This window comes from Proteus appendicitidis, from assembly GCF_030271835.1.
GTDB classification, from domain to species: Bacteria; Pseudomonadota; Gammaproteobacteria; order Enterobacterales; family Enterobacteriaceae; genus Proteus; species Proteus appendicitidis.
Genome location: NZ_CP127389.1, coordinates 3,512,764 through 3,535,974, shown reverse-complemented (window position 1 = coordinate 3,535,974; position 23,211 = coordinate 3,512,764). Strand labels below are relative to the sequence as shown.

The window sequence follows — 23,211 nt, the reverse complement described above, 5'->3', positions numbered from 1 at the left end:
TTCCACCTCCTTTAAATGAAATTATTCTTCTTTAGAGGAGTCTGATTTAGTTGTCACATCTTTAATTAACTGGCTGGCTCCTTTTGTTGCCATAAATCCATTAATTAAATCTTGAACTTCAGGATTTTTTAATAAAGAAGCAACATCGAGTTTTTTATCTTGTTGAGTGCGGTTAATCAGCTTTTCAACGTTCTCTTTGGCAAAACTGCTCTTATCCATAAAACCATCAACGGCTTTACCTAAGCTTAATGCTTTAGAGAAGGTATTAAAGAAGTTGCCATCACCGCCCACAATTTCAATATTGGTTTTGCTAAGAGCAGCAGCCAATACATCAGCTTGTTCGCGTGCAATTTCTTTGTTGGCTTCAATAGATGCCATTGCTTGTTCAAATTGTTTTTCAAGACGCATACGGAACTCTTCGTGCGAGCGTGCCGTATCGCTAAGGTGATCCATCGATTTAAATTTATCAGTTAAACCATCTGCTTCTGCTTTCAAGCGTTGGCGAATAACTTCAGCTTGTGCTGAACCTAATTGACCTTCGCCTCGAGCTTGAGCCGCGAGTTTCTCTTCAAGAATTTTCGCATCAGCTAAACCTAGTTTCTCTTTTGCATTGGCTTGTTGTTCTTCACCACGCGCTTGAGCTGCTAATTTTTCTTCTAAAATTTTTGCTTCTGCAAGACCTTGCTGCTGTTGAGCGAGTGCTTTAGCTTCCATCACTTGTGCTTCAGTTAAGCCTTTCTCTTTCATGCCTCGCGCTTCCGCTAAGAGTTTTTCAGCGGTGACATTCGCCAGCACTAAACCTTCTTTCTCTTCGGCTTCTGCCGTTGCTTGGCGTACCCGAGCCTCGGCAAGACCTAATGCTGCGTGCTCTGCTTCAATACCTTCCGCTAAACGTTTTTTCGCTTCGGCTTGTTTTACAGAGGCTTCTAATTCAGCTTTCGCCATTGTGCTAATTTCTTCGGCTTTATGTTTAGCACTAGATTCATCGGCCTCAGCTTTTTTCACTTGGCGAACTAAAGATTCTTCCGCTTCAGCTTGTGCATTAATCACAGTGACTTGGCGCATACGTTCAGCTTCTGAAACTTCACGTACTTCTTTAATGCGTTCTTCTTCTTGAGCTACCGTTTTTTCTACGGCAACACGTTCACGGATAACGTTTGAGATGTTTTTACGCTCTTCTTCTAACGCTTTTTCTTTCTCAATACGTTGCAACTCAACTTCACGTTCACGGGCAACAATCTCTAATTCTCGAGCGCGATTTACACGCTCTTGCTCAATAGTGACTGCGCGGGTACGATTTTGTTGTGCAACTTCCACTTCGCGCATACGGTTTTCTTCACGAATTTCAATTTCTTGTTGAGTCTGAATACGAGCCTGTTCTGCTTTAAGGCGCTCTTCTTCTTGTACACGTAAGGTTTCTGACGTTTCACGAGCACGAATATTATCGATTTCACGTTTTTGGCGTGCCTCTGCATCGGCTTGTTGACGTTCTAAAGCAAGGCTGGCTTCACGAGTTTCAACATTTTTCTTTTGAATAGCGAGTTCTTGATCGCGCTCTTTTTGGTTAGTTTCAATATTATGAATGGCGGTAATTTCCGTTATTTTACGGATACCTTCAGAGTCAAAAATATTATTAGGATCAAGCGCTGATTTCGGCGTTTGTTCTAAATAGTCGATAGCAACGTCTTCTAACGCATAACCATTAAGATCTTTACCAATAACATCAACGATGCGATCACGGAAATTTTGTCTATCTTCAAAAAGTTTCGATAGCTCAAGCTGTTTACCTACTGTTTTTAATGCTTCTGAGAATTTAGCACTAAATAGGGTACTGACTGCTTGATGATCTGACGCTCTATCAACACCAATGGCTTTTGCAACCTTTAGTACGTCTTCAGTGGTTTCATTCACTCGTAGATAGAAAGCAACCGTGATATCCGCACGTAAGTTATCTTGGCAAATCAGCCCATCTTTACCACGACGGTCTACTTCTAACGTTAAAAGAGAAATACGCATAAACTCTTTTTTGTAGATAACAGGATAAACCAATGCACCCGTAAAATGGACTTTAGGTTGTGAGGTCATGTCATTGACAATTAAGGCAGTACCTTGAGGCACTTTAATATAGAAAGCCTTAAATAATCCAAATAATCCTAAAATAATTAGGATTGCGAAACCAACGACAGTTAAGAAAGGCATAACGAAAGCCAAATCCATACTTTTTTCTCCATAGGTTCAGACGATACCGTCATTTTTTAATATTTTTGTCTGCTAACTAAATTAGATCTCATCGAATAGGTATTAATGATGAAATTCATCTTCCGTTACGACTTGATAACTGTGAGTGAGCGCGTCATAACTAATAATCACGACGCTATCACCTCGTTTAATATTTTCTTGTTCTGGCGCTCTAATTTGTAAAATTAAACCCGCGCCCCCATCTTCTAAAACTGCTTCACCTTTGTTTTCCGTTACATTTGCTGATCGCACTATGGCTAATTTACCTACCAATTGATGTACTGATTTAGGCTTATTACGCGACACCAGTTTTTTACGAACGGGTTTCAAACATACCGCAGTAAGATTAAGAGAAATAAAAGAGATAATGATTAAAGCAACAAAGCCCGCTAAATAATGAATAAAACCGGTTTCAATAGCGCTGATAATCCAATAATTAGTAAAGTAACTGATAAACCAGCCAATCAGGATAAAGATGGTTAAAATAATAGTGACTGGGATGCCAGCTAATCCTAATTTTGTTAACCAACCCGCGAAACCTGTGGCATCAACATCTAATTCACTATCAATATTAAATAAATCAATATCTAATAATCCAAAAGCAGCACAAAGCCAATAAAAAGAGATAATAATAAGTAATCCACTGAAAATAATGCTGGGAAAAGCTAGGCTATTTTGGAAAAACAAATTCATAAAAAGTTCTCTTAATTTAAGAAGATGGTAATATTCTTGTCATATTAATATCTCTTATCATACTTTAATACGCTGAAAAAGCATGTAGTTATAATCACATTCTCTATTTATTTCTATATTTTATCTTTTATGGAATTTAATATAACCTATTGAGATAATTGTAAATAATATTCGGTATTATTGCGTATAGAATCAGATCATTCTCTAAAAAATAATAAAAATATTTTCATCTATTAAATATCATTTCTTATTAATTGAATAAGTGTTTTGTTATAAAAAATAGAAATTTTTTAAATAAAAACGCTATAACATTAAAAAAACGACACTGATTGTGTTGTGTATTCCATGCAGTATTATCGGTGCGATTAATGAGCGAGTGCCTATTCTGACTTGGCAAAGCACAACACCCACAACAAAAATAAGGATAAATGTAGTGATTGACTCATATTGAGTATGCATAGCGGCAAATAGCAGTGAAGAGATCATAATGGCAACCCATTTTCCTATATTGCCATACCACATACCTGCATTGAGTAGAAAACCTCTAAAAATGATTTCTTCAGTAATTGGCGCAATAAACATAACAGAAAGGGCAAATAAGAAGAAAGCAAAGCCTGTAATAGATTCAATTTCTGTAACCCAAGAATCATCTTCAGAGCCTAAAAATAAGCTTATAAAATATAATCCCAGTAAGGCTAAAAAAGGGGCCTTTAGCGTATTCCATTGAAGGTGACCTAACGGCATTAATTTAATATTTTTTTGATAGGCAAACCAAATAATGAGGCAGTAGGGGAGATAAATAAAAAAACTGATTAATGAGATGATATAAGAAGATTGAAACAATGCAGCAGGTGAAGGCGTTAGCAATAGACTAAAAGAGGAAAAAAAGTAGCCTATAAAGGCAAGGACGCAGATAACTGAATGATAAATTCGATCTTTGGGAAATTCCATTTATGTTTGTCCTTGGGGTACATAGAATTTTATATTGCTAGAATAGCAAAATAAAAAAATTAAATCATTATATGATAAATAAGTATATTAATTTCATAGAGTTAAAAGTAAGTTAAAAAATGACTAATAAAAGTGTCAATATATCGTAAGGGTAGGTGTATTTATTCTTTCAAATATTTTTAATGTTAGAGATAAGTTTTAATTCTGATAAAAAATCAGATTTATTATCGATAAGCCAATGTAGAACTTTAGGATTATCTAATAATTTTTTAATATTAGATTTTATAATGACAAGTCTAATTGAATTAACAGCATAAATTTCTTTTATTTTTTCATTTTCAATATGTACTTGAGCTAACTCTTTTTCGAGTCGGTCAATAACCTTTCTATGACCTTCTTTTTGTTGAGCTTTTTCTTTTCTTCCTAAAACTAATAATGCAGATTCTGTTTTATGTAACAGTGAAGAAGCAAGTTTAACTGAAAAATTTTCTAACGATAGCATTAAATGGGCACATTCAATTTGACGGATTTCTTTCATTTTTTTTAAAATGTAAAATGTAGTTTTAGGTATATTTTGATTTGATAATAACGAAATTACTTTAGGTGAAATATTATCTAATATAGTTATTTTATTTTTAAGTGATTCCATTGATATATTCAATGCTTCAGATAAAGTTTCTGCTGAAACTCCTTTCTTTATTGCTTTTTCTATCATTTTTTGCTCCTCAATAATTGTTATCCTATTGACTTTATTATTTGGTGTATAAGTATCATAGATTGTTGAAATTAAACACCTAACTTTTTTCTCACCTAAATCTTTTAGTGCTTCAATTCTTAAATGACCATCAATAATCATTATTTTATTAGCTATTGTATCCATGTATACAATTATAGGTTCAATTAATCCTATGCAAACTAAGGTTTTTTTAATTTGTAAAAATTTTTTACTTTGCTTTATATTTGTGGGAAGTGATTTAGATGGATTAAGTAAATTAATATTTAAATTTATAGCATTATTTTTAAAAAGATAATTAATCATTATTTTTTCCTTACTGTGGATTTTGAATGATATTTATATTTTCAATTAAACTCTCCTCTCTGATTATTTCTGAGAAAAATTCATTATCTAAAAGTTCTATTATAATTTGCTGTGCTAATAGTACATTTTCTTCAATTATTCTTGCTTTATTTTTTAATTTTTTATGTTCATCTATATTGTTTTGAAATAGTTTTGTTAAATCATTCGTTGAGAGTTTTTTTTGTGAAAATTTCTATTATATGAGTTAGTAATAGCGCCTTTTAATCCCACATCTCTGTCATCAAGGATCTTTCTTATTTTAACAATATCTTTATGTTTTATTTTTCCTTGTTCAAAAGCTTCAATAAATAATTCTTGTGCTCCACTCTGATCTGTTTTAGCTATTTCTACAGCAAGGGATATAGGGATTTTTCCAGATTCAACAGCGGCTAGTAATTTATTTTCACCTTTCTTTAATAGTAATAAAATACTATTAATCCATTTTATGGAAAGCCCCGTAAACTTAGATATATCTTTATTAGACATTCCATTATTCATCATCTCTTTTATTCTATGAAATTGTTCTCCAGCTCTAGGGTTAACTCTAGCCATATTCTCAACTAAACTCATAATATATGCTGTATCTTCATCAACGTCGATAATAAATGCAGGTATTAAATTTTCTTTAAGATTCCTGAAGGACTCTATGCGACCTTGACCACAAATTAAAGCATATTCATAATTTTTATCCTTTATTTTTCTAACTGTAATTGGTTTCCTTAAACCTTGTTGATTAATACTGTCTGTTATCTCATTATGCTTATATTTATTTCTAGAACGAGGATTAATAATTTTTATTAACGAAATATCTATCATAGTGACACAGAGCATACTTTCTTTCTTCATGTGATTCTCCGATTATCTTGTGATAACATAGATAAAAATAAATTAAGATTATCAAAACGATATAGATCAATTAATTGTGAATTCTTTTCTTTTATATGTAATTTTTTCTCTATTATTTCGAAAGAAGGTAATATAAAATAATCTACAGAATTTTTATTTTTTGAATCCATTCTTACGATAATACTAATATCAGCTAAGAGACCACGGTCAAATCTAACAATCCATCTTAAATTTCCTGCCGGAGTCTTTTTACATTTAGATATAATTAATGATACTTTTAGGTTTTTATTAATAAGAATAGTTTCATCTTTTAGTATGATTTTATCTGAGATATTTATTTTTTTATAAATTTCAGATATTATTGTTTGGTGTTTTTTTCTAAGTTCTTTATTTATCTCTATAAAACTATAATTTCTTTCAGGTATATATCCTATCAGCTTATAAGCATTTATTAATCCACCAAACCTATTAGAGATTATACTTGATGAGGGACCAGTATCATCTTCATCTATTATAAATCCAGATAATTTTCCTTGTTCTTTTAGTTTTTTCTTAAGATAATTTATGATATCAATATCAGATAAATGGATACTTCTATTTTTGATAATCTCTTGTGCTAGTCTATATTTTTCAGGAGAGACAATAGGTGGAAAGTAGTTGCTATATCGTATCCAATCCTCTTTAGGATTTTTTATTTTTTTACTTTTTAGTTTTTTTGATGTTTTATTATATACATAGTTACCAATATATCGCTCATTTATTAAAATATTATGAACTTTACTTCTAGTCCATTGAGTATCATTGCTATGTTTAATATTTTCTTCATTTAATTTTTCAGATATTAAGTACTCACTATAATTTTTAAAAATGAACATGTTGAATATTCTATTTATAATTAATAATTCATCATCAGGACCTGGAACTAAAATAGTACGATCTGTTTGTAAACATTTCCTTTCTCCAGATTGAAGTATAAATTTATCATTATGGGTTGAATCAATAAGTTTACGTCTTAATCCGTAGCCAGCTATACCACCTTGGAAATAACCTCTGTTAACTAAATTTACATGACCTGCAAATACTTTAATTGATAAATTTCGACTATATGCTCCTGCAGCATATCGTAGTGCAGGTAGCGTTAGCATTTCTATTTCTGGAGAACTATCTGGAATATTTTCAGCGCAATATATGATTCTTACTCCATGTGATTTCAACAAATAACTATAATACCCTGCTTCATCATTATCTTGAAAACGGCCAAACCTACTAACATCATAAACAAGAAGAGCTTCAATATTTATTTTTTGAGTGACCACATCTTGAATTAATCTATTGAAATTATTTCGCCCTGATACAGAAATACCACTTTTCCCTTCATCATCATATATGTAGAGGATCTCCATGTTATGAATTAAAGCATATTGCTGAATATATTTCTTTTGATTGTCAATAGAGTATTTTTGATGTTCAGTGGACATTCTAAGATATATAGCAACCAGAATTTTTTTCTTTAATAAATTAGAATTCATTGTTATACACCTTGTATTTTACTCGGTAGAATAATTAATGTAAAAAATAATCTAAAATTTATAAAATGTAAATTATTATTTAAATTTAAAAATTTAATTTTTTATTTAAATTTATTTTTTCTTTTATTATTTTTATAAAAAGTATTATTGTTTCAATAGTAATCTATAAATGTTTTAACTGTATAAAGGCATGTCATTTTGAGAGGTTATAATATAAATTATCCAATTTAATTAAACTATATATGATGGTTTTATGGATGTAAATAATTACTATAAATATCTTAAGGTTATATGATTTTAAATTATTAAATAAATAAAAATAACAACTTAAAAATAATAAAATGATTATCAATAAATTATAATATACTCCATGTATTTATCTATTTTTTAATAATATAAGAGATAATTCTTATTTTTTATTGAATTATAACGTCATTAGCTAAATCATTTGCAGTATTTCTGAAAGTTACGTGTTATTACTTGGTTAATTATTGACGATATTGAGTGTTTTAGCGACGATACTCACTAAAGTAAAAATACAACCATGTTGTTAGGAAAATTTTGATTCTTATAAAGAGGTCTAGAACATCATTTATATAATGTTGAGTGAGCCTTTTGTTCAACGACTTCGTTAAGTAATGTAAAATTGATAGATTGTAATTATTGGAATGTTTATCACTCTGTTGAGTGCAAACTTGATATAATTATTTGGCAGTTTAGAGATAATTTTTTCTTTTGATGATTTTAACTTTTTGATTTTATTATTTATTTTCATTCGTTTTTGAGATGATTTTTTAGCGTAGTTGAGGTAATTAAACATAATGCCCCAATTTAATCACTTTGCACTTGGACTCTTAAATCCAAGTTTTGACTCTCCTTTAGTTGATGCTTTAACTGAGTTAGAGTTACTCCGACATTTACGATTAGAAACAGATGTCCATCCACTTCTATTTGCTCAATTGAAAGATATTTTCCATATGCTGGAGAGCTTAGGTTCTGCAAGAATAGAGGGGAACCATACTACACTTGCTGATTATGTTGAAAGTAAAGTAGAAGGAATGCAAAATTCTACAGATCAGCTTAAAGAAATTAATAATATTGAAACAGCAATGGAATTTATCGATGAATACTTAAAAAACGGTGATGATATAACCGAGTATTTTATTCGAGAGTTACATAGCTTAGCTGTGATTGGATTACAACGAGAAGGCGATAAAACGCCAGGTGTTTATCGCCAGCATAATGTGAGTATTGCTTTATCTGAACATTTACCACCAGATTATATTCATGTTTCCGATTACATGAAAGAACTGACTACATTTATAAATAAGGTAGATAAACCTAAATATGATTTGATGAAAATTGCATTAGTGCATCATCGATTTGGTTGGATTCATCCTTTTGGGAATGGTAATGGGCGTACAGTACGACTGTTAACATACGCATTATTAATTAAATATGGATTTAATGTACAAGCAGGAGGGCGAGTTCTTAATCCGACGGCAGTCTTTTGTAATGATAGAGAGCGTTATTATGTGATGCTTTCTAAAGCTGATAGAGGAACAGAACAAGCATTAGAAGAGTGGTGTTTATATGTTCTTTCTGGGATCTCAGTAGAACTTAAAAAATTGGATCAATTAACTAACCATACTTTTTTAAGTAAAAAAATATTATACCCAGCGCTTGATTTCTTACTAGAAAGAAAACTTATAAATGCTTTCGAATCTAAGGTGCTAAAGCAAACAGTAGAATTAGGAACAATAAAATCTGGAGATTTTCGTAAAATTTTACCTAACTTAAAGTCATCCCAAATAACGTATCAGCTTGGTAAATTAGTTCAGAGAGGATTGTTGCAACCTATAAAAGAAGGTTCTCGAATTTATATTGCAAACTTTTCAAATTCTTATTTGATTCGGGGCGTTATTAAAGTTTTAACAGCAGAAGGGTTTACTCCTAATTTATAACAAATAAGCGTGGGCTTTTTGACCCTATCTTTTGAGCTACTTTCTAATAGATAAAAATAAGGTAGGTAGAAAGAGAAACAGTGATGAAGTGCATCTTGTTAATAACAACAACTAGCTTAGTCTATAAAAGCAAAAAACCAGCCCTAAGGCTGGTTTCTTTAAAGATGGTGCCCGAACTCGGAATCGAACCAAGGACACGGGGATTTTCAATCCCCTGCTCTACCGACTGAGCTATTCGGGCTAACGAGGCGCATTAAACCGTATTCAGCGTGATGCGTCAACGTCTTTTTAATAAAAAATGCAAAAATAAGTTCGTTTGCTTTCTTTTTACTCTATTCGAGTTTAAATTTTCATCATAAGCGATTTTTTAGTAAAAAATGCTTAAATAACAATCAGTAAAGATATTCGCTTTTTTGCATATCAAAGAGAAAACCTTCTCTTTTTTTGATGATTAAATTTGTTTTTTGCTATTCTGTAGATAGAAATTGAGTACAAACAAAAAAACAGATCATTTTTCTCGTTTTCCAATGCTTACAACTAACTTAATGCGCCATTTTTTCGACATTGAGCAATCTTAAGAATATCCTCTGCCAATAATTTTGCTGTAACAATATCATCAGCATGATGATTCACCATTAAACGACTTAGACAGCCCTCTAAGATGAGTTCCATTTGTTTAGCGACTAATTCACTGTCTTCAATATCAAGCTCGCGTAGTAGCGTTCTAGAGTAATCAAAAGAGCTTTGTTTTTGGCGTTGGCTTAATTGGTGAATTTGAGAGTGTTCATCAGGATATGCGCTACAAGCTGCTACAAATAAACAACCGGGGAATCGGTTTTTTTCTAAGCGCATAGCGAGTTGATCGTAACGCACCAGTAATTTTTGTTCGATAGTGAGTTCTTCATCTAACATCACTTGGCGTTGCCAAATATCAATTTGCTGTCCGTGGTGGCGAAGACAATCAAAAATCAATGCGTCTCTATCAGGCCAAAAAGGGTGAAGATCAGATTCGTTGATACCTGAATCTTGAAGAAGCTCAGGTAAGGTTGCAGCTAAGCCGTATTGTTCTAACTGGATAAGTACGTGGTCTAATAACGCTTCACGTTGCACGGAAATCTCCTTAAATCACGTTGTCGCGAGAACATCATAATTAGCAGACTTTAGCTAAAAATGAAAGCGAGGAGCGATAGGCTAAAATGAAAATACCCCATCTTGCGACAGGGTATTTTCTTATTTTTTATTTCTTTTAAGCGCTAAGCACTTTTTTGCAATGTTTTAATTTTTTACTTCAAACTACAAAATCATACTGCCGAAGAGGAAACCAAATGCGACAGCTAATACCACACCAATAGTACCTGGGATAAAGAATGGGTGGTTGAAGACTAATTTACCGATACGAGTTGTACCTGTGTCATCCATTTGAACTGCTGCAACCAGTGTTGGGTAAGTTGGCAGAATAAATAGACCAGAAACCGCAGAGAAAGAAGCAATGGCAGTTAATGGAGTTACACCTAATGCTAAAGCCATTGGCATTAACGCTTTCGCTGTTGCTGCTTGAGAATATAACAGAGCAGAACAGAAGAAGAAGATAACCGCTAATAACCAAGGATGGCCAGTGATTAAGTCACCCGCAGTCAGTTTGATCCAATCGATGTTGCTTGAAACGAAAGTATCACCTAACCATGCAACACCCAGAATACAAATACATGCACTCATACCTGCTTTAAAGGTACTTGAGTTTAAGATGTTGTCAGTTTTAACTTTACAGAAAACAGTGATTAAGGTTGCAACACTCAGCATGATGATAAGAATAGCGTTAGTCGTATTCATCAGTGGAGTTTTGACAAGACCTAAGCTTGGGCTGTTGACAATTGCATAAGTTACAACACACAGAACACCCAGTAGGAACAGCATTACAGATGATTTAGCACCTGGTAATGTTTCTCTACGTGCTTGGCTACCACGTAATTCAACCAGACCTTGTTCTAAACGCTCACGGTAGACAGCATCATCAGACAGTTTTGAGTTAAATACCCAAGACACGATGAATGACATCAGAATGATAGCAAGGAAAGTCGCTGGTAATAAGATAGACAGCAGAGTGATATAACTTACAGTATGACCTTCACCCACCATTGCTGGGTTTTCCATGACAGAAGCCATGTAAACAACAGCAGCAGAGATAGGAGATGCAGTAATACCGATTTGAGCAGCAACAACACCTGTTGATAAAGGACGGCAAGGTTTGATGCCTTGTTCTTTTGCAACTTCAGCGATAACTGGCAGTGTTGCTAAAGAGATGTTCCCTGTACCTGCAAATAGAGTTAAGAAATAAGTCACAATAGGCGCAAGAATTGTGATGTATTTTGGATTACGTCTTAACAGTTTTTCAGTTTGGCCAACAAGGTAATCCAAACCACCAGCAACCTGCATTGCAGAGATTGCGGCAATAACAGCCATAATGATGGAGATAACATCAAAAGGGATTGAACCAGGTTTAACACCGATAGCAGCTAAAACTAAAACCCCTAAACCACCGGCAAACCCGATACCAATTCCCCCAAGTCTCGCACCGAGGAAAATGGCCAGCAGAACGATAATCAATTCTACGGCTAACATAGCGTTTACTCCTTGAGATAATTAAAAAAATGAGAAAGATAAGTTAAATTTTTGTTTTTACAATCAAGTAAAAAGGCACGTCTCTTAAAGAGTCCGTGCCTTACATTTTTAAGAGCTCATTCTTATGTTTAACATGATTATGTTATGAAACATAATTATTAATCATCGAAGCGTTTTGCTTTGTAAGCCGGGTTTTTTAAGTTCTCAACAGAGAAGATATCATCCAGTTGTTCTTCGGTTAGTAAACCGCGTTCTAGAACAACTTCACGTACACTCTTACCTGTTTCAGCACAAATCTTACCAACGATATCACCGTTATGGTGACCGATGAATGGGTTCAGATAAGTAACGATACCGATTGAGTTGAATACGAAGTGTTCACAGATTTCTTTATTCGCAGTGATACCATCAACACATTTTTCTACTAAGTTACGGCAAGCGTTGCTTAACAGAGAGATTGATTCGAACATTGCTTGGCCGATTGCTGGTTCCATTACGTTTAATTGTAATTGACCAGCTTCAGCAGCCATAGTCACACAAGTGTCATTACCGATAACTTTAAAGCAAGCTTGGTTAACAACTTCTGGAATAACTGGGTTTACTTTAGCTGGCATGATTGAAGAACCTGCTTGTAGTTCTGGAAGATTGATTTCTTTCAGACCTGCACGAGGACCAGAGGACAGTAAACGTAAGTCATTACAGATTTTAGACATTTTCACAGCTAAGCGTTTTAATGCACCGTGAACCATGACATAAGCACCACAGTCAGAAGTTGCTTCAATTAAGTCTTCTGCTGGAACACAAGCTAAACCAGTTACTTCTGCTAATTTTTTAACAGACAGTTCTTGGTAACCAGGCGCTGTATTCAGACCAGTACCGATAGCTGTTGCACCTAAGTTCATTTCTAACAGTAACTCAGCAGTGCGTTTCAGGTTTTTGATTTCTTCTTTCATCAGTACAGAGAAAGCGTGGAATTCTTGACCTAAAGTCATTGGTACAGCATCTTGTAATTGAGTACGACCCATTTTCAGGATGTCTTTGAACTCAACTGCTTTTCTATCAAAACCTGCTTTCAGCAGTTCGATAGATTCTGTTAATTTGATAATAGAGTTATAAACCGCTACACGGAAACCACAAGGATAAGCGTCGTTTGTTGATTGGCTCTTATTGACGTGGTCATTTGGGTTCAGGTATTGGTATTCACCTTTTTGGTGGCCCATTAATTCCAGACCGATGTTTGCGATAACTTCATTGGTATTCATATTTAATGAAGTACCTGCACCGCCTTGGAATACATCAACTGGGAATTGATCCATGTGTTTACCTGTTTCTAATACTACGTCACAGGCTTTGATAATCGTATCAGCGATTTCACGAGGAATAGTGTGAAGCTCTTTGTTTGCTAATGCAGCAGCTTTTTTCACCATTACCATACCGCGGATGAATTCTGGAACATCATTGATGGTACGATCACTGATGTAGAAGTTTTCAATTGCACGTAAAGTGTGGACGCCGTAGTAAGCATCAGCAGGAACTTCTCTTTTACCTAACAGGTCTTCTTCGATACGAGTTTTATTTGACATGAGAACCTTCTTATTAAAATTTTAACTGTCTAGTTATGCGCTTGTTAATAAAATATATCGTTAACGGTTAATAATGTAATATAACTTACCGTTTTGCTTAGTACTGACACGATCATATTCGGGTTGTAAACAAATACCTTTAAGCTGGATCACTTTATAAGTAAATAACCTCTAAATATTTTCTTTTTGTGATCTATCTCATGGATTTTACAGTTCTACTTCTCTTTTCAACGCCCCTTGAAAAGGAGTGTTAGGCTCCCCATTATTATGTAGATAAACTAAGAAAAAGCGAGTTCGTAAACCATCACCTTAGATGTAGTTCACACTCCTTTCTATTAATAATATGAATCTTTTTTTATAAAAAGGAGAACCAAGTGCGTTGGCTCCCATTAATTGTTATCTGTCTTCTTATCTATATAGAAGCTGTTATTTTCGTCAATGTGGCATCTTCTATTGGCGTTCTTACAACACTATTCCTTGTGGTGCTGACTTCTTGTGTTGGTGTCTCACTGGTAAAAAATCAGGGCGTAAAAAATATTGCTTCAATGCAACAAAAACTGGCAGTGGGTGAAGTGCCAGCCGCCGAAATGGTGAAAAGTGTTTCGTTAATTCTGGCAGGTATTTTACTGTTGATACCGGGCTTTTTTACAGATTTCTTGGGCTTGCTGTTGTTGTTACCGCCATTGCAAGCGCTATTAGTGACAAAACTGATCTCTCGAATTCAAGTTTATTCGGCAGGTCATGGTCAAAGTGGATTTTCTTCTAATCAGAGTGGAACAACCTTTGAAGGTGAGTTTCAACGCAAAGAGGATTCACCGAGTAACCAACTGAATAATAAGACGGAAGATCAGGATAACGACCATTTTTCTGACAAAAAATAATTAGCCCAAAGCATAATCAACTGAAATGGGGAAAATTTGAAAAAAAAATCATACTTCTCCCCTTGAAGTTTTACTGGATGCCCCCACTTGTATCGTCATGGTACTGGTTCATCTTGGGCACTGGTATCAACCTTAATCCTGATATGGACTTTTTTATAGGAGCACTATTAATGAAGATTCGTCCATTACATGACCGTGTTATTGTTAAACGTAAAGAAGTCGAAGCTAAATCAGCAGGCGGTATCGTACTGACTGGCACTGCGGCGGGCAAATCAACTCGTGGCGAAATTTTAGCCGTAGGTCAAGGCCGTATTATGGAAAACGGCGACGTTAAACCGCTGGATGTTAAAGTTGGCGATATCGTAATTTTTAACGACGGTTATGGCGTTAAAACAGAAAAAATTGATAACGAAGACGTGCTTATCATGTCTGAAAGCGACATTTTAGCAATTGTAGAAGAATAATTTTTCTCTTTTAAGATCTTCTTAAACTGAACGAATTCAAAGGAAATATACGATGGCAGCTAAAGACGTCAAATTCGGTGTAGATGCTCGTAATAAAATGTTACGTGGTGTTAATGTTCTTGCAGATGCAGTTAAAGTAACTTTAGGCCCTAAAGGTCGTAACGTTGTTTTAGATAAATCTTTCGGCGCACCTGTTATTACTAAAGATGGTGTATCTGTTGCTCGCGAAATTGAACTCGAAGATAAATTCGAGAACATGGGCGCACAGATGGTGAAAGAAGTTGCTTCTAAAGCCAATGATGCGGCAGGTGATGGTACTACAACTGCAACAGTATTAGCACAATCAATCATTGCCGAAGGCTTAAAAGCAGTTGCCGCTGGCATGAACCCTATGGATCTGAAACGCGGTATCGACAAAGCTGTTGTTGCAGCTGTCGAAGAACTGAAAAAACTGTCTGTTCCATGTTCAGATACTAAGGCGATTGCTCAAGTTGGTACAATTTCTGCTAACTCTGATGAAACCGTTGGTACTCTGATCGCGCAAGCGATGGATAAAGTAGGTAAAGAAGGTGTTATCACCGTTGAAGAAGGTACTGGCTTAGAAGATGAGCTAGATGTTGTTGAAGGTATGCAGTTTGACCGTGGTTATCTGTCTCCTTACTTCATCAACAAACCTGAAACGGGCACAGCAGAATTAGAAAACCCATTCATTCTGTTAGTTGATAAAAAAGTTTCTAACATCCGTGAATTACTGCCTGTCTTAGAAGGCGTTGCTAAAGCTAACAAACCTCTGCTTATCATTGCAGAAGATGTTGAAGGTGAAGCACTGGCAACATTAGTTGTGAACAACATGCGTGGTATCGTTAAAGTTGCTGCTGTTAAAGCTCCTGGCTTTGGTGATCGTCGTAAAGCAATGTTGCAAGATATCGCAACATTAACTAACGGCGCTGTGATTTCTGAAGAAATCGGCATGGAGTTAGAAAAAGCAACATTAGAAGACTTAGGTCAAGCAAAACGTGTTGTTATCAACAAAGACACAACCACTATTATTGATGGTTTAGGTGATCAAGACGCTATCAGCGGTCGTGTATCTCAAATCCGTCAACAAATCGAAGATGCAACTTCAGATTATGACCGTGAAAAATTACAAGAACGCGTTGCTAAATTAGCTGGCGGTGTTGCAGTAATTAAAGTTGGTGCAGCAACTGAAGTTGAAATGAAAGAAAAACGCGCTCGTGTTGATGATGCTCTGCATGCAACTCGTGCAGCAGTTGAAGAAGGCGTTGTTGCGGGTGGTGGTACTGCGCTGGTTCGTGTTGCTAACGCTCTGCGTGAGATGGTTGGTGATAACGAAGAACAAACAGTGGGTATCCGTGTTGCATTACGTGCAATGGAATCTCCAATGCGTCAAATCGTTGCTAACGCAGGTGAAGAACCTTCAGTTGTTGTAAACAATGTGAAAGCAGGTGAAGATAACTATGGTTATAACGCTGCAACTGATGTTTACGGCGATATGATTGATATGGGTATCTTAGATCCAACTAAAGTTACTCGTTCAGCACTGCAATTTGCGGCATCTATCGCAGGTCTGATGATCACAACAGAAGCGATGATCACAGATTCACCTAAAGACGATAAAATGGATTTAGGTGGCGCTGGTGGTATGGGCGGCATGGGTGGAATGGGCGGCATGATGTAATTCATCAGCTTACTGTTTTACAAAGAAAACCCGAGTTTAGGCTCGGGTTTTTTTATGTCTAATTATAATTGAGATTTGAAAATCACTATTGTAAATCAATACTTAGTGGGCAAAGCATTTCGAAAACTTTCAAAAAAATATTTGATATCTTCTCGTCAAATCCGATATTGGGCGCGAATTGTCGCTTCTGGAGTTTGGATCAGATCCTGTATATCTTATTATTGGTATACATAATATCCCCTTTTTTGGGGGGAATTTGTCAACATAAATCCCATATTATGCCTTTAATGCACAATATCATCTCTTGTATAGAGTTCCCCTCCAATAATTGGATTGCCAATTATGGTCTTTTTATACCGTTTTATTTCAGAATTATCAGATAATTCATTTTTTATATAATTAGAAACAACTTATTTCTTTACAATTAGGCAACAGATCGTTTTTACTGCACCGCTTAAAAAATATTAAATAATTGGGGGTGCTCACCATGTCTGTCGTTGCCATTGTGCTTATTTTTCTTTTTGCCGTGATTGTGAGTGTATTTATCTCACGATTGCTGTCAGAAAAAATTCCTCTGCCGTTGATCCAAATAGCTGTGGGGGCTTGTTTGTCGATTTTTGGTTTTGAGGTGGCTTTTGATCCTCATCTTTTCTTGTTTCTCTTTATTCCACCGCTTCTATTTTTGGATGGTTGGCGTATTCCTAAAGAGGCGTTATTTCAAGAGATTAAACCGATTATGTCATTGGCGATCGGTTTAGTTGTTGTCACCGTAATTGGGATGGGCTTTTTTATTCATTGGCTTATTCCTTCTATTTCGCTTGCGATTGCTTTTGCCTTAGCGGCGATTTTGTCACCGACCGATCCTGTTTCAGTCTCCGCAATGACTGTAAATTCACCACTTCCTTCACGTATGACACATATTTTAGAAGGCGAGTCGTTGCTTAATGACGCTACAGGCTTAGTCTGTTTTAGCTTTGCGGTCGCAGCAGCATTAACAGGTTCTTTTTCTATTACTTCAGCAACGGGGCAATTTTTATTAGTTGCTTTAGGTGGTGCTGCGATTGGTTTGATTGTGGCAGGCGTGATTGGGCGATTAAATCAGTTTTTGGTTAAACGTACTGGTGAAGATCCGGCTATCCAAATCTTGATCAGCTTGTTGATGCCGTTTATTGCGTATTTATTGGCAGAGCATTTCCATGTATCGGGGATCCTCGCAGCAGTTGTTGCTGGTATTGCAATGCACTACGAAAAAATTGTCGGTCGTATGCAAGCTGCTACTCGTATGCAAAGTAAAGCAGTTTGGGATACCGTTCAAGTTGCGCTTAATGGGATGATTTTTATTCTATTAGGTGAACAACTTCCTGCAATGTGGAAGATTTTACCTGAAGTGACGCAATCAGCGGGTGCAACTAATCCTTGGGCTGTTTTAGGTTATATCATCGTTATTACAATAGGGCTTGCTGTACTACGTTTTACATGGGTGTGGATCTCTATGTCACTGACAGTATTCCGCTCTCCTGATAAACGTTTATCTCGCCATGATCTGCGCTTAATGGCGATTATGGCAACGGCTGGTGTCAGAGGGGCGATTACGCTAGCGGGTATCTTAACCTTGCCTTTATTAATGACAGACGGCTCACCTTTCCCAACACGAGATCTCGCTATCTTTATTGCGATGGGCGTTATTCTCTGTTCATTATTGATAGCCACAATTGCATTGCCGATTTTAACTAAAGGGCTATCAGAAGATTTACCTTATGAAAATGATGAAATTCGTACGCGTTTAGCGTTAAACGAAGCGGCGATTGCGCATATTAATGAGTTAATGAACCAGCCTTGTGAAGATCTTGATGAGATGTCACTACGCAATGAAGCCGGTTCGCATTTATTAGAAATTTATAGTCGTCGCCTTGATAGTGAAGACAGTGTGCAAGAAGGAGCGCTTGATCTGAAACGCTTGTTTAGCATGGAGCGTCAGTTGTCGCGCAGTGCGTTAAAAATAGAGCGTGAAACATTACAGCAGTTACGTAAATCACGTCATATTAGCGAGCATATTTTTCATCGTTTGCGCCATGAATTAGATTTAAAAGAAGAAGCGTTGAATCATCATTTGAGTTAATTTAGGTCGATATTATCTTCAGATAGCGATTTGCTGTCTGAAGATGTTAAAAAATGAACAAATTATGTGTTCGTTCTCGCACTGTGTAGGTTGAAAATCAGTCTGATCATTTTAAAAGCATAAAAGCGGTGTAGAATAGAGGTATTATTGCTTTGTCTATCTCAAAGCCGAATTTGTACGTTAAAATAAGTTTAAAGCGAAAATAATATCTTAAGGCTATTGGCTAATGTGAGATAGTGATGATGATTTATTTTTGCGCATAAGAGAGATGACAAGGTATATTGTTGTCATTACTAAACGGACACTCAAATAAATGAGGGGATCATGCGAATTAAATTGTTATTGGGAGCTGCAGCCGCGTTGTTACTAGCAGGCTGTTCTGCAACAAACACATTAAGCTCTGCTGGCTCACAGGTACAAATCACTGATACGCAACCAGGCAGTGAATGCCAATTACTAGGAACAGTGACTGGTGTTCAAAATAACTGGTTATCAGGTTCCCGTACTGAAAGCCAATCACTGCGAGGCGCTGCTAACGATCTACGTAATAAAGCAGCTGCAATGGGTGGTAACGTTATTTTTAACGTTGGTACTGGCGCAAGTAGCTTTGTTGATAGCTTTGCACCATTAGATAGCAAAATGAGTGGACAAGTTTATAAGTGTCAGTAATTGAATACGTGGTTACTTTTTAGGTACCAAGACCTGACCTCAATATTTCTTTTCTTTGGGGTCAGGTTTGTTTTTTATTATTAAAGGCAACTCTATTGAGTATTTAGATCTGCTTAATAGCCTCTTTTATCTCGATGTCACCATCTAATATAGGAATACATTTTTTAAAGGTATTCTTCTTGTCTAAAATTTCAGCAAGCGTTAAGGCTACATTATCAATAGATATTTCGCCATCAGCGGGTATTTCTTCTTTTTTTGTGCAGATCTTATGTGTTCCTGAGTGTTCAGTTAAATAACCAGCTTGAATTATTGTGTAATCGAGGTTGGTCTGGTTGATCAGATAAAGATCTGCAAAATATTTAGCAGTAAAATAATCAACTAATGTGGTCCATTTATCAGGTAATAAAGAATTTACTGCACTAAGCATGATATATCTTTTTATACCTTTCTCCATGGCAATTTGCATGGTTTTTACGGCACCATGTAAATCAACCTGTAATAGATCTTCCCCTCTAGAGCCTGTTGTAAAATAGATGGCATCTAAATGTTCAGGGAATTTATGAGAAATGGAAGACAAAGGTTTTGTGATATCGAGTTCAATTTCACGATAATGTGAATCTTTGATTTTAGATAAGTGTGAGATTTTTCTGGTAGTTCCGATGACATGGTGTCCATTAGCTAATAATGTTCCAACTAATTTATGCCCAACTCGACCTTTAGCACCGATTACCATTATGTTCATATTGTCTCCTCAATACTATTTAAGTGTTCACTGATTTAAAAGACAAAAAAGCACCAAAGAAGGTGCTTTTTCATAATAAAAGAAAGTGAACATAACTTAATTAGATAAATGATTTTTTATGAAAATTATCACCAAACCTATCTTTATAGTGTAGTCACTTTTGTGTAATTATGTTGGGTTAATTATATTGTCTAAACGTAAATAGTGTCAGTTAGCATCAGGGATCATTCTTGACGTAGCCCAAGATCTAACAACGTCTTACTTGGTTCACCACCAATTTCACGCGTGAGTTTAGGCACCATATAACCTGAAACTAAACTCATTAGTGCTTTCATGATTTCTCTTGCTTCACTGTCTGGCACCATAAAGTGAGCAGCACCTTGCACTTTATCGAGAACATGTAAGTAATACGGCATAACGCCAGCATCAAATAGTGCGCGACTTAAATCCGCAAGGACTTCAGCACTGTCATTAACACCACGTAATAACACACCTTGATTCAATAAAGTGACATTGGCATTTTTTAGCTTTGAGCAGGCTTCTCTCAATGCATCATCAATTTCATTAGCGTGATTGGTGTGCAATACCATAATATTTTGCAAACGTGATTGTTGCAGGCGTTTGCATAGCGTGTCAGTAATACGTGCAGGAATAACTACCGGCAAGCGAGAGTGGATACGCAAGCGTTTAAGATGAGGAATAGCCTCTAATTGTGTAATTAACCAATCAAGCTCCTCATCTTTTGCCATAAGGGGATCTCCCCCTGAGAAGATGATTTCATCGAGTTTTGAGTTATTTTTGATATACTCAATTGCTTTTTGCCAATTCGCTTTGTTTCCTTTGTTATCTTCGTAAGGAAAATGACGACGAAAACAGTAGCGGCAATTGACCGCGCAACCACCTTTGACCAGAAGCAATGCACGATTCTGATATTTATGTAATAAACCTGGCACCGCATTTTGTTGCTCATCTAACGGGTCCGTAGAAAATCCCGGTGTTATGGTAAATTCAGCATTTGCAGTTAATACTTGTAAAAGCAATGGATCGTTAGGATCGCCTTTTTTCATGCGTGCAACGAATTCACGGGGAACCCGTAGCGGAAAAAGCCGTCGCGCTTTAGCCCCTTGTTGGAGATCAGCGTGATGTTCCAACGCTAAAAGTTGGAGTAATTCAACAGGATCACTGATTGCCTGCGCGAGTTGTGTTAACCAGACTTCTCTGGTGGGGTGATTATGAGTTACAATGTGTGCCATTTTTTGGCTATGCCATTTTAAATTAAAAAAGTTAGAGGATATTCATGGCTTCTTATAATACCAACGATTTTCGTTCAGGTCTTAAAATCATGTTAGATGGCGAGCCAGCCGTCATTACTGAATGTGAATTTGTTAAACCAGGTAAAGGTCAGGCATTTGCTCGTGTGCGTCTGCGTAAACTGATTTCTAACAAATTACTGGAAAAAACATTTAAATCTACTGATTCAGCAGATGGTGCTGATGTCATGGATATCAACTTAACTTACCTGTACAACGACGGTGAGTTCTGGCATTTCATGAACAACGAAACTTTCGAACAATTAGCAGCAGATGAGAAAGCCGTTGGCGAAAATGCTAAATGGCTGATCGACCAAGCTGAGTGTATCGTAACACTGTGGGATGGTCGTCCTATTGCTGTTGTTCCACCAAACTTTGTTGAATTAGAAATCGTTGATACAGATCCAGGCCTGAAAGGTGACACCGCAGGTACAGGTGGTAAACCAGCAACATTAAGCACTGGTGCTGTTGTTAAAGTTCCACTGTTTGTACAAATCGGTGAAGTTATCAAAGTTGATACTCGCTCAGGTGAATACGTATCGCGTGTAAAATAATCGCATAGATTATTTTACTGAGTGAAACGCTAAGCACAATAAATAATTACCGCAGATAATGTTAAATATCTGCGGTATTTTTTTATTTTAATTTATTAATATTGATTAATAGAAGGTGTTTTCTTTCTAAAAAATTGAGCGATTTGTATTACTGCATTATTTAATTTTATGTGTTATTATTTTGTTTCTAATTTATTTACCTCTTTATTATTCTTGATGCCAAAACAGAATGTGATATTCAATATTGGAATTGGTAAAAAATAACCATTTTCTTAGAATAAGCAGGTAGGTTGTTTTGGTAAAGATAATCCACAGCAATATTTATTTAAGTTATTTTGACTTTCCTTTAAGAGATATTGAAGAGTATAGATAAAAACATTAATCCTGTAATATTATTGATCTTTATTTTATATTTTAGTTGTACTAGGGAAACCCTTTCAATATAGACATTTACTTTGATATATCTCTTTTATTTTTTTATCAATTCAATTTAATTCAATTCAATTTATGACATAATAAAATTAGCTTGTTTTATAGGTTAATTACCTTATTTATGGAATTAATTTTCATTTCTTTATTTCTTTTTTTTTGTAAATTCCCCACGCTTAAGCACAAATAATAGAGTTTTAATCTATAATTAATTTAGGTTAAATATAAATAATAGCCTTTAGATTTACTTTAAATCTAAATATCATCAATAGTTTATGTTTACCAGTGGTTCTTGAATTAATTTAGGAGGCTATATGGAAAATAAAACGATTATTATGGGGGCTGATCCTTCAGGATTTGAGCTTAAAAATACGATTAAATCTTATTTATCAGAAAAAAATTACACAATAAAAGATCTCACAGAATCAGGTCCTATTGGCTATTGTGATGTGGGTGATAAAGTTGGCTCAATTATTTCTGAACATCCTGAATATATTGGCTTTGTTTTCTGTGGTACAGGAATGGGCGTGAGTATTAGTGCGAATAAACATAAAAATGTTTATTGTGGCGTGTGTGAAAGTATCACGACTGCCCGTTTTTGTAAGGTAATTAATAACTGTAATATGCTGGCAATGGGGGGCTTATTAATAACACCGTTTAAAGCTAAAATGATGGTTGATGCTTATTTATCAGCAACCTTTACAGAAGGTTTTTCTGAAGCAACACCAGAAGATTTAAAATGTGGCTTAAATTCAATGAAAGATGTTGAAAAGAAAATTTACCACAACTAAGTCTCACCTCATTTATTGAAAACTTCTTATTATTTGCTGGCAAACACAGTAT

19 protein-coding genes and 1 tRNA gene are annotated in these 23,211 nt (G+C 35.3%); 8 read left to right on the top strand and 12 right to left on the bottom strand.

The features are described from left to right. Window positions 1-21: 21 nt before the first annotated feature. The 6 genes from QQS39_RS16225 to QQS39_RS16200 all read right to left on the bottom strand — a co-directional run bounded on the left by QQS39_RS16225 (window position 22) and on the right by QQS39_RS16200 (window position 7,335). Entirely contained in the window at window positions 22-2,217 is a 2,196-nt protein-coding gene (locus tag QQS39_RS16225; RefSeq protein ID WP_196734866.1) for a hypothetical protein, read from the bottom strand. Window positions 2,218-2,301: 84 nt separating this feature from the next. Then, window positions 2,302-2,931, bottom strand: a complete 630-nt coding sequence (locus tag QQS39_RS16220; protein ID WP_285804936.1) for an OB-fold-containig protein — start codon at window positions 2,929-2,931, stop codon at window positions 2,302-2,304. 303 nt (window positions 2,932-3,234) lie between these two features. Further along, window positions 3,235-3,882, bottom strand: coding sequence for a CPBP family intramembrane glutamic endopeptidase (locus tag QQS39_RS16215; protein WP_285804935.1), 648 nt, complete (start codon window positions 3,880-3,882; stop codon window positions 3,235-3,237). 169 nt (window positions 3,883-4,051) lie between these two features. After that, on the bottom strand, window positions 4,052-4,921 hold the full coding sequence (locus QQS39_RS16210) for a plasmid partitioning protein RepB C-terminal domain-containing protein (RefSeq protein WP_285804934.1): 870 nt from the start codon (window positions 4,919-4,921) through the stop codon (window positions 4,052-4,054). Window positions 4,922-5,116: 195 nt separating this feature from the next. Beyond that, window positions 5,117-5,806 carry a ParB/RepB/Spo0J family partition protein gene (locus QQS39_RS16205; protein WP_285804933.1) on the bottom strand — a complete coding sequence of 230 codons (690 nt, stop codon included), beginning with the start codon at window positions 5,804-5,806 and terminating at the stop codon, window positions 5,117-5,119. Then, a complete protein-coding gene (locus QQS39_RS16200) occupies window positions 5,803-7,335 on the bottom strand; it encodes a recombinase family protein (protein ID WP_285804932.1) in 1,533 nt (510 codons plus the stop codon). The genes QQS39_RS16205 and QQS39_RS16200 overlap by 4 nt, the downstream gene beginning before the upstream one ends. 821 nt (window positions 7,336-8,156) lie before the next feature. On the opposite strand from QQS39_RS16200, the gene QQS39_RS16195 reads away from it, so the two are divergent. Then, the gene (locus tag QQS39_RS16195) at window positions 8,157-9,299 is read left to right on the top strand and encodes a Fic family protein (RefSeq protein WP_285804931.1); all 1,143 of its coding nucleotides are present in this window, start codon (window positions 8,157-8,159) and stop codon (window positions 9,297-9,299) included. A 165-nt stretch (window positions 9,300-9,464) separates the two neighbouring features. Here QQS39_RS16195 and QQS39_RS16190 read toward each other — a convergent pair. The 4 genes from QQS39_RS16190 to aspA all read right to left on the bottom strand — a co-directional run bounded on the left by QQS39_RS16190 (window position 9,465) and on the right by aspA (window position 13,501). Next, window positions 9,465-9,540: transfer RNA gene (locus tag QQS39_RS16190), tRNA-Phe, on the bottom strand. 296 nt (window positions 9,541-9,836) lie between these two features. Further along, on the bottom strand, window positions 9,837-10,409 hold the full coding sequence (dicD, locus tag QQS39_RS16185; protein ID WP_285804930.1) for a division control transcriptional repressor DicD: 573 nt from the start codon (window positions 10,407-10,409) through the stop codon (window positions 9,837-9,839). A 183-nt stretch (window positions 10,410-10,592) separates the two neighbouring features. Next, the gene (locus QQS39_RS16180; protein WP_285804929.1) at window positions 10,593-11,918 is read right to left on the bottom strand and encodes an anaerobic C4-dicarboxylate transporter; all 1,326 of its coding nucleotides are present in this window, start codon (window positions 11,916-11,918) and stop codon (window positions 10,593-10,595) included. A 158-nt stretch (window positions 11,919-12,076) separates the two neighbouring features. Further along, a complete protein-coding gene (gene aspA, locus QQS39_RS16175; RefSeq protein WP_109374261.1) occupies window positions 12,077-13,501 on the bottom strand; it encodes an aspartate ammonia-lyase in 1,425 nt (474 codons plus the stop codon). A gap of 374 nt (window positions 13,502-13,875) precedes the next feature. Between aspA and QQS39_RS16170 the strand changes: the two genes are divergently transcribed. The 5 genes from QQS39_RS16170 (at window position 13,876) to QQS39_RS16150 (ending at window position 19,333) form a co-directional block, all read left to right on the top strand. Further along, the gene (locus QQS39_RS16170; protein ID WP_151436147.1) at window positions 13,876-14,382 is read left to right on the top strand and encodes an FxsA family protein; all 507 of its coding nucleotides are present in this window, start codon (window positions 13,876-13,878) and stop codon (window positions 14,380-14,382) included. 170 nt (window positions 14,383-14,552) lie between these two features. Beyond that, window positions 14,553-14,846 (top strand): co-chaperone GroES, encoded by a 294-nt coding sequence (locus QQS39_RS16165; protein WP_036914050.1) that lies wholly within the window; start codon window positions 14,553-14,555, stop codon window positions 14,844-14,846. A gap of 52 nt (window positions 14,847-14,898) precedes the next feature. Beyond that, window positions 14,899-16,545, top strand: coding sequence for a chaperonin GroEL (gene groL, locus QQS39_RS16160; RefSeq protein WP_285804928.1), 1,647 nt, complete (start codon window positions 14,899-14,901; stop codon window positions 16,543-16,545). 487 nt (window positions 16,546-17,032) lie between these two features. Beyond that, window positions 17,033-18,664, top strand: a complete 1,632-nt coding sequence (locus QQS39_RS16155) for a Na+/H+ antiporter (RefSeq protein ID WP_285804927.1) — start codon at window positions 17,033-17,035, stop codon at window positions 18,662-18,664. Window positions 18,665-18,988: 324 nt separating this feature from the next. Continuing rightward, on the top strand, window positions 18,989-19,333 hold the full coding sequence (locus QQS39_RS16150; RefSeq protein ID WP_151436142.1) for a DUF4156 domain-containing protein: 345 nt from the start codon (window positions 18,989-18,991) through the stop codon (window positions 19,331-19,333). A gap of 103 nt (window positions 19,334-19,436) precedes the next feature. Here the strand turns inward: QQS39_RS16150 and QQS39_RS16145 are convergent, their stop codons facing one another. Both QQS39_RS16145 and epmB read right to left on the bottom strand, forming a co-directional pair. After that, complete coding sequence (locus QQS39_RS16145) at window positions 19,437-20,075, bottom strand: NAD(P)H-binding protein (RefSeq protein WP_285804926.1); 639 nt, start codon at window positions 20,073-20,075, stop codon at window positions 19,437-19,439. Window positions 20,076-20,299: 224 nt separating this feature from the next. Then, window positions 20,300-21,328 (bottom strand): EF-P beta-lysylation protein EpmB, encoded by a 1,029-nt coding sequence (gene epmB, locus QQS39_RS16140; RefSeq protein WP_151436140.1) that lies wholly within the window; start codon window positions 21,326-21,328, stop codon window positions 20,300-20,302. 44 nt (window positions 21,329-21,372) lie between these two features. On the opposite strand from epmB, the gene efp reads away from it, so the two are divergent. Both efp and QQS39_RS16130 read left to right on the top strand, forming a co-directional pair. Next, window positions 21,373-21,939 (top strand): elongation factor P, encoded by a 567-nt coding sequence (efp, locus tag QQS39_RS16135; protein WP_088494539.1) that lies wholly within the window; start codon window positions 21,373-21,375, stop codon window positions 21,937-21,939. A gap of 743 nt (window positions 21,940-22,682) precedes the next feature. Beyond that, window positions 22,683-23,159 (top strand): RpiB/LacA/LacB family sugar-phosphate isomerase, encoded by a 477-nt coding sequence (locus QQS39_RS16130; protein WP_151436139.1) that lies wholly within the window; start codon window positions 22,683-22,685, stop codon window positions 23,157-23,159. The last annotated feature ends 52 nt before the right edge of the window (window positions 23,160-23,211 follow it).

Coding starts and splice junctions, on each gene's coding strand:
- QQS39_RS16225 (WP_196734866.1), bottom strand. CDS start 2,217: ATGGATTTGGCTTTCGTTATGCCTTTCTTAACTGTCGTTGGTTTCGCA.
- QQS39_RS16220 (WP_285804936.1), bottom strand. CDS start 2,931: ATGAATTTGTTTTTCCAAAATAGCCTAGCTTTTCCCAGCATTATTTTC.
- QQS39_RS16215 (WP_285804935.1), bottom strand. CDS start 3,882: ATGGAATTTCCCAAAGATCGAATTTATCATTCAGTTATCTGCGTCCTT.
- QQS39_RS16210 (WP_285804934.1), bottom strand. CDS start 4,921: ATGATTAATTATCTTTTTAAAAATAATGCTATAAATTTAAATATTAAT.
- QQS39_RS16205 (WP_285804933.1), bottom strand. CDS start 5,806: ATGAAGAAAGAAAGTATGCTCTGTGTCACTATGATAGATATTTCGTTA.
- QQS39_RS16200 (WP_285804932.1), bottom strand. CDS start 7,335: ATGAATTCTAATTTATTAAAGAAAAAAATTCTGGTTGCTATATATCTT.
- QQS39_RS16195 (WP_285804931.1), top strand. CDS start 8,157: ATGCCCCAATTTAATCACTTTGCACTTGGACTCTTAAATCCAAGTTTT.
- QQS39_RS16180 (WP_285804929.1), bottom strand. CDS start 11,918: ATGTTAGCCGTAGAATTGATTATCGTTCTGCTGGCCATTTTCCTCGGT.
- aspA (WP_109374261.1), bottom strand. CDS start 13,501: ATGTCAAATAAAACTCGTATCGAAGAAGACCTGTTAGGTAAAAGAGAA.
- QQS39_RS16165 (WP_036914050.1), top strand. CDS start 14,553: ATGAAGATTCGTCCATTACATGACCGTGTTATTGTTAAACGTAAAGAA.
- groL (WP_285804928.1), top strand. CDS start 14,899: ATGGCAGCTAAAGACGTCAAATTCGGTGTAGATGCTCGTAATAAAATG.
- QQS39_RS16155 (WP_285804927.1), top strand. CDS start 17,033: ATGTCTGTCGTTGCCATTGTGCTTATTTTTCTTTTTGCCGTGATTGTG.
- QQS39_RS16150 (WP_151436142.1), top strand. CDS start 18,989: ATGCGAATTAAATTGTTATTGGGAGCTGCAGCCGCGTTGTTACTAGCA.
- QQS39_RS16145 (WP_285804926.1), bottom strand. CDS start 20,075: ATGAACATAATGGTAATCGGTGCTAAAGGTCGAGTTGGGCATAAATTA.
- epmB (WP_151436140.1), bottom strand. CDS start 21,328: ATGGCACACATTGTAACTCATAATCACCCCACCAGAGAAGTCTGGTTA.
- efp (WP_088494539.1), top strand. CDS start 21,373: ATGGCTTCTTATAATACCAACGATTTTCGTTCAGGTCTTAAAATCATG.
- QQS39_RS16130 (WP_151436139.1), top strand. CDS start 22,683: ATGGAAAATAAAACGATTATTATGGGGGCTGATCCTTCAGGATTTGAG.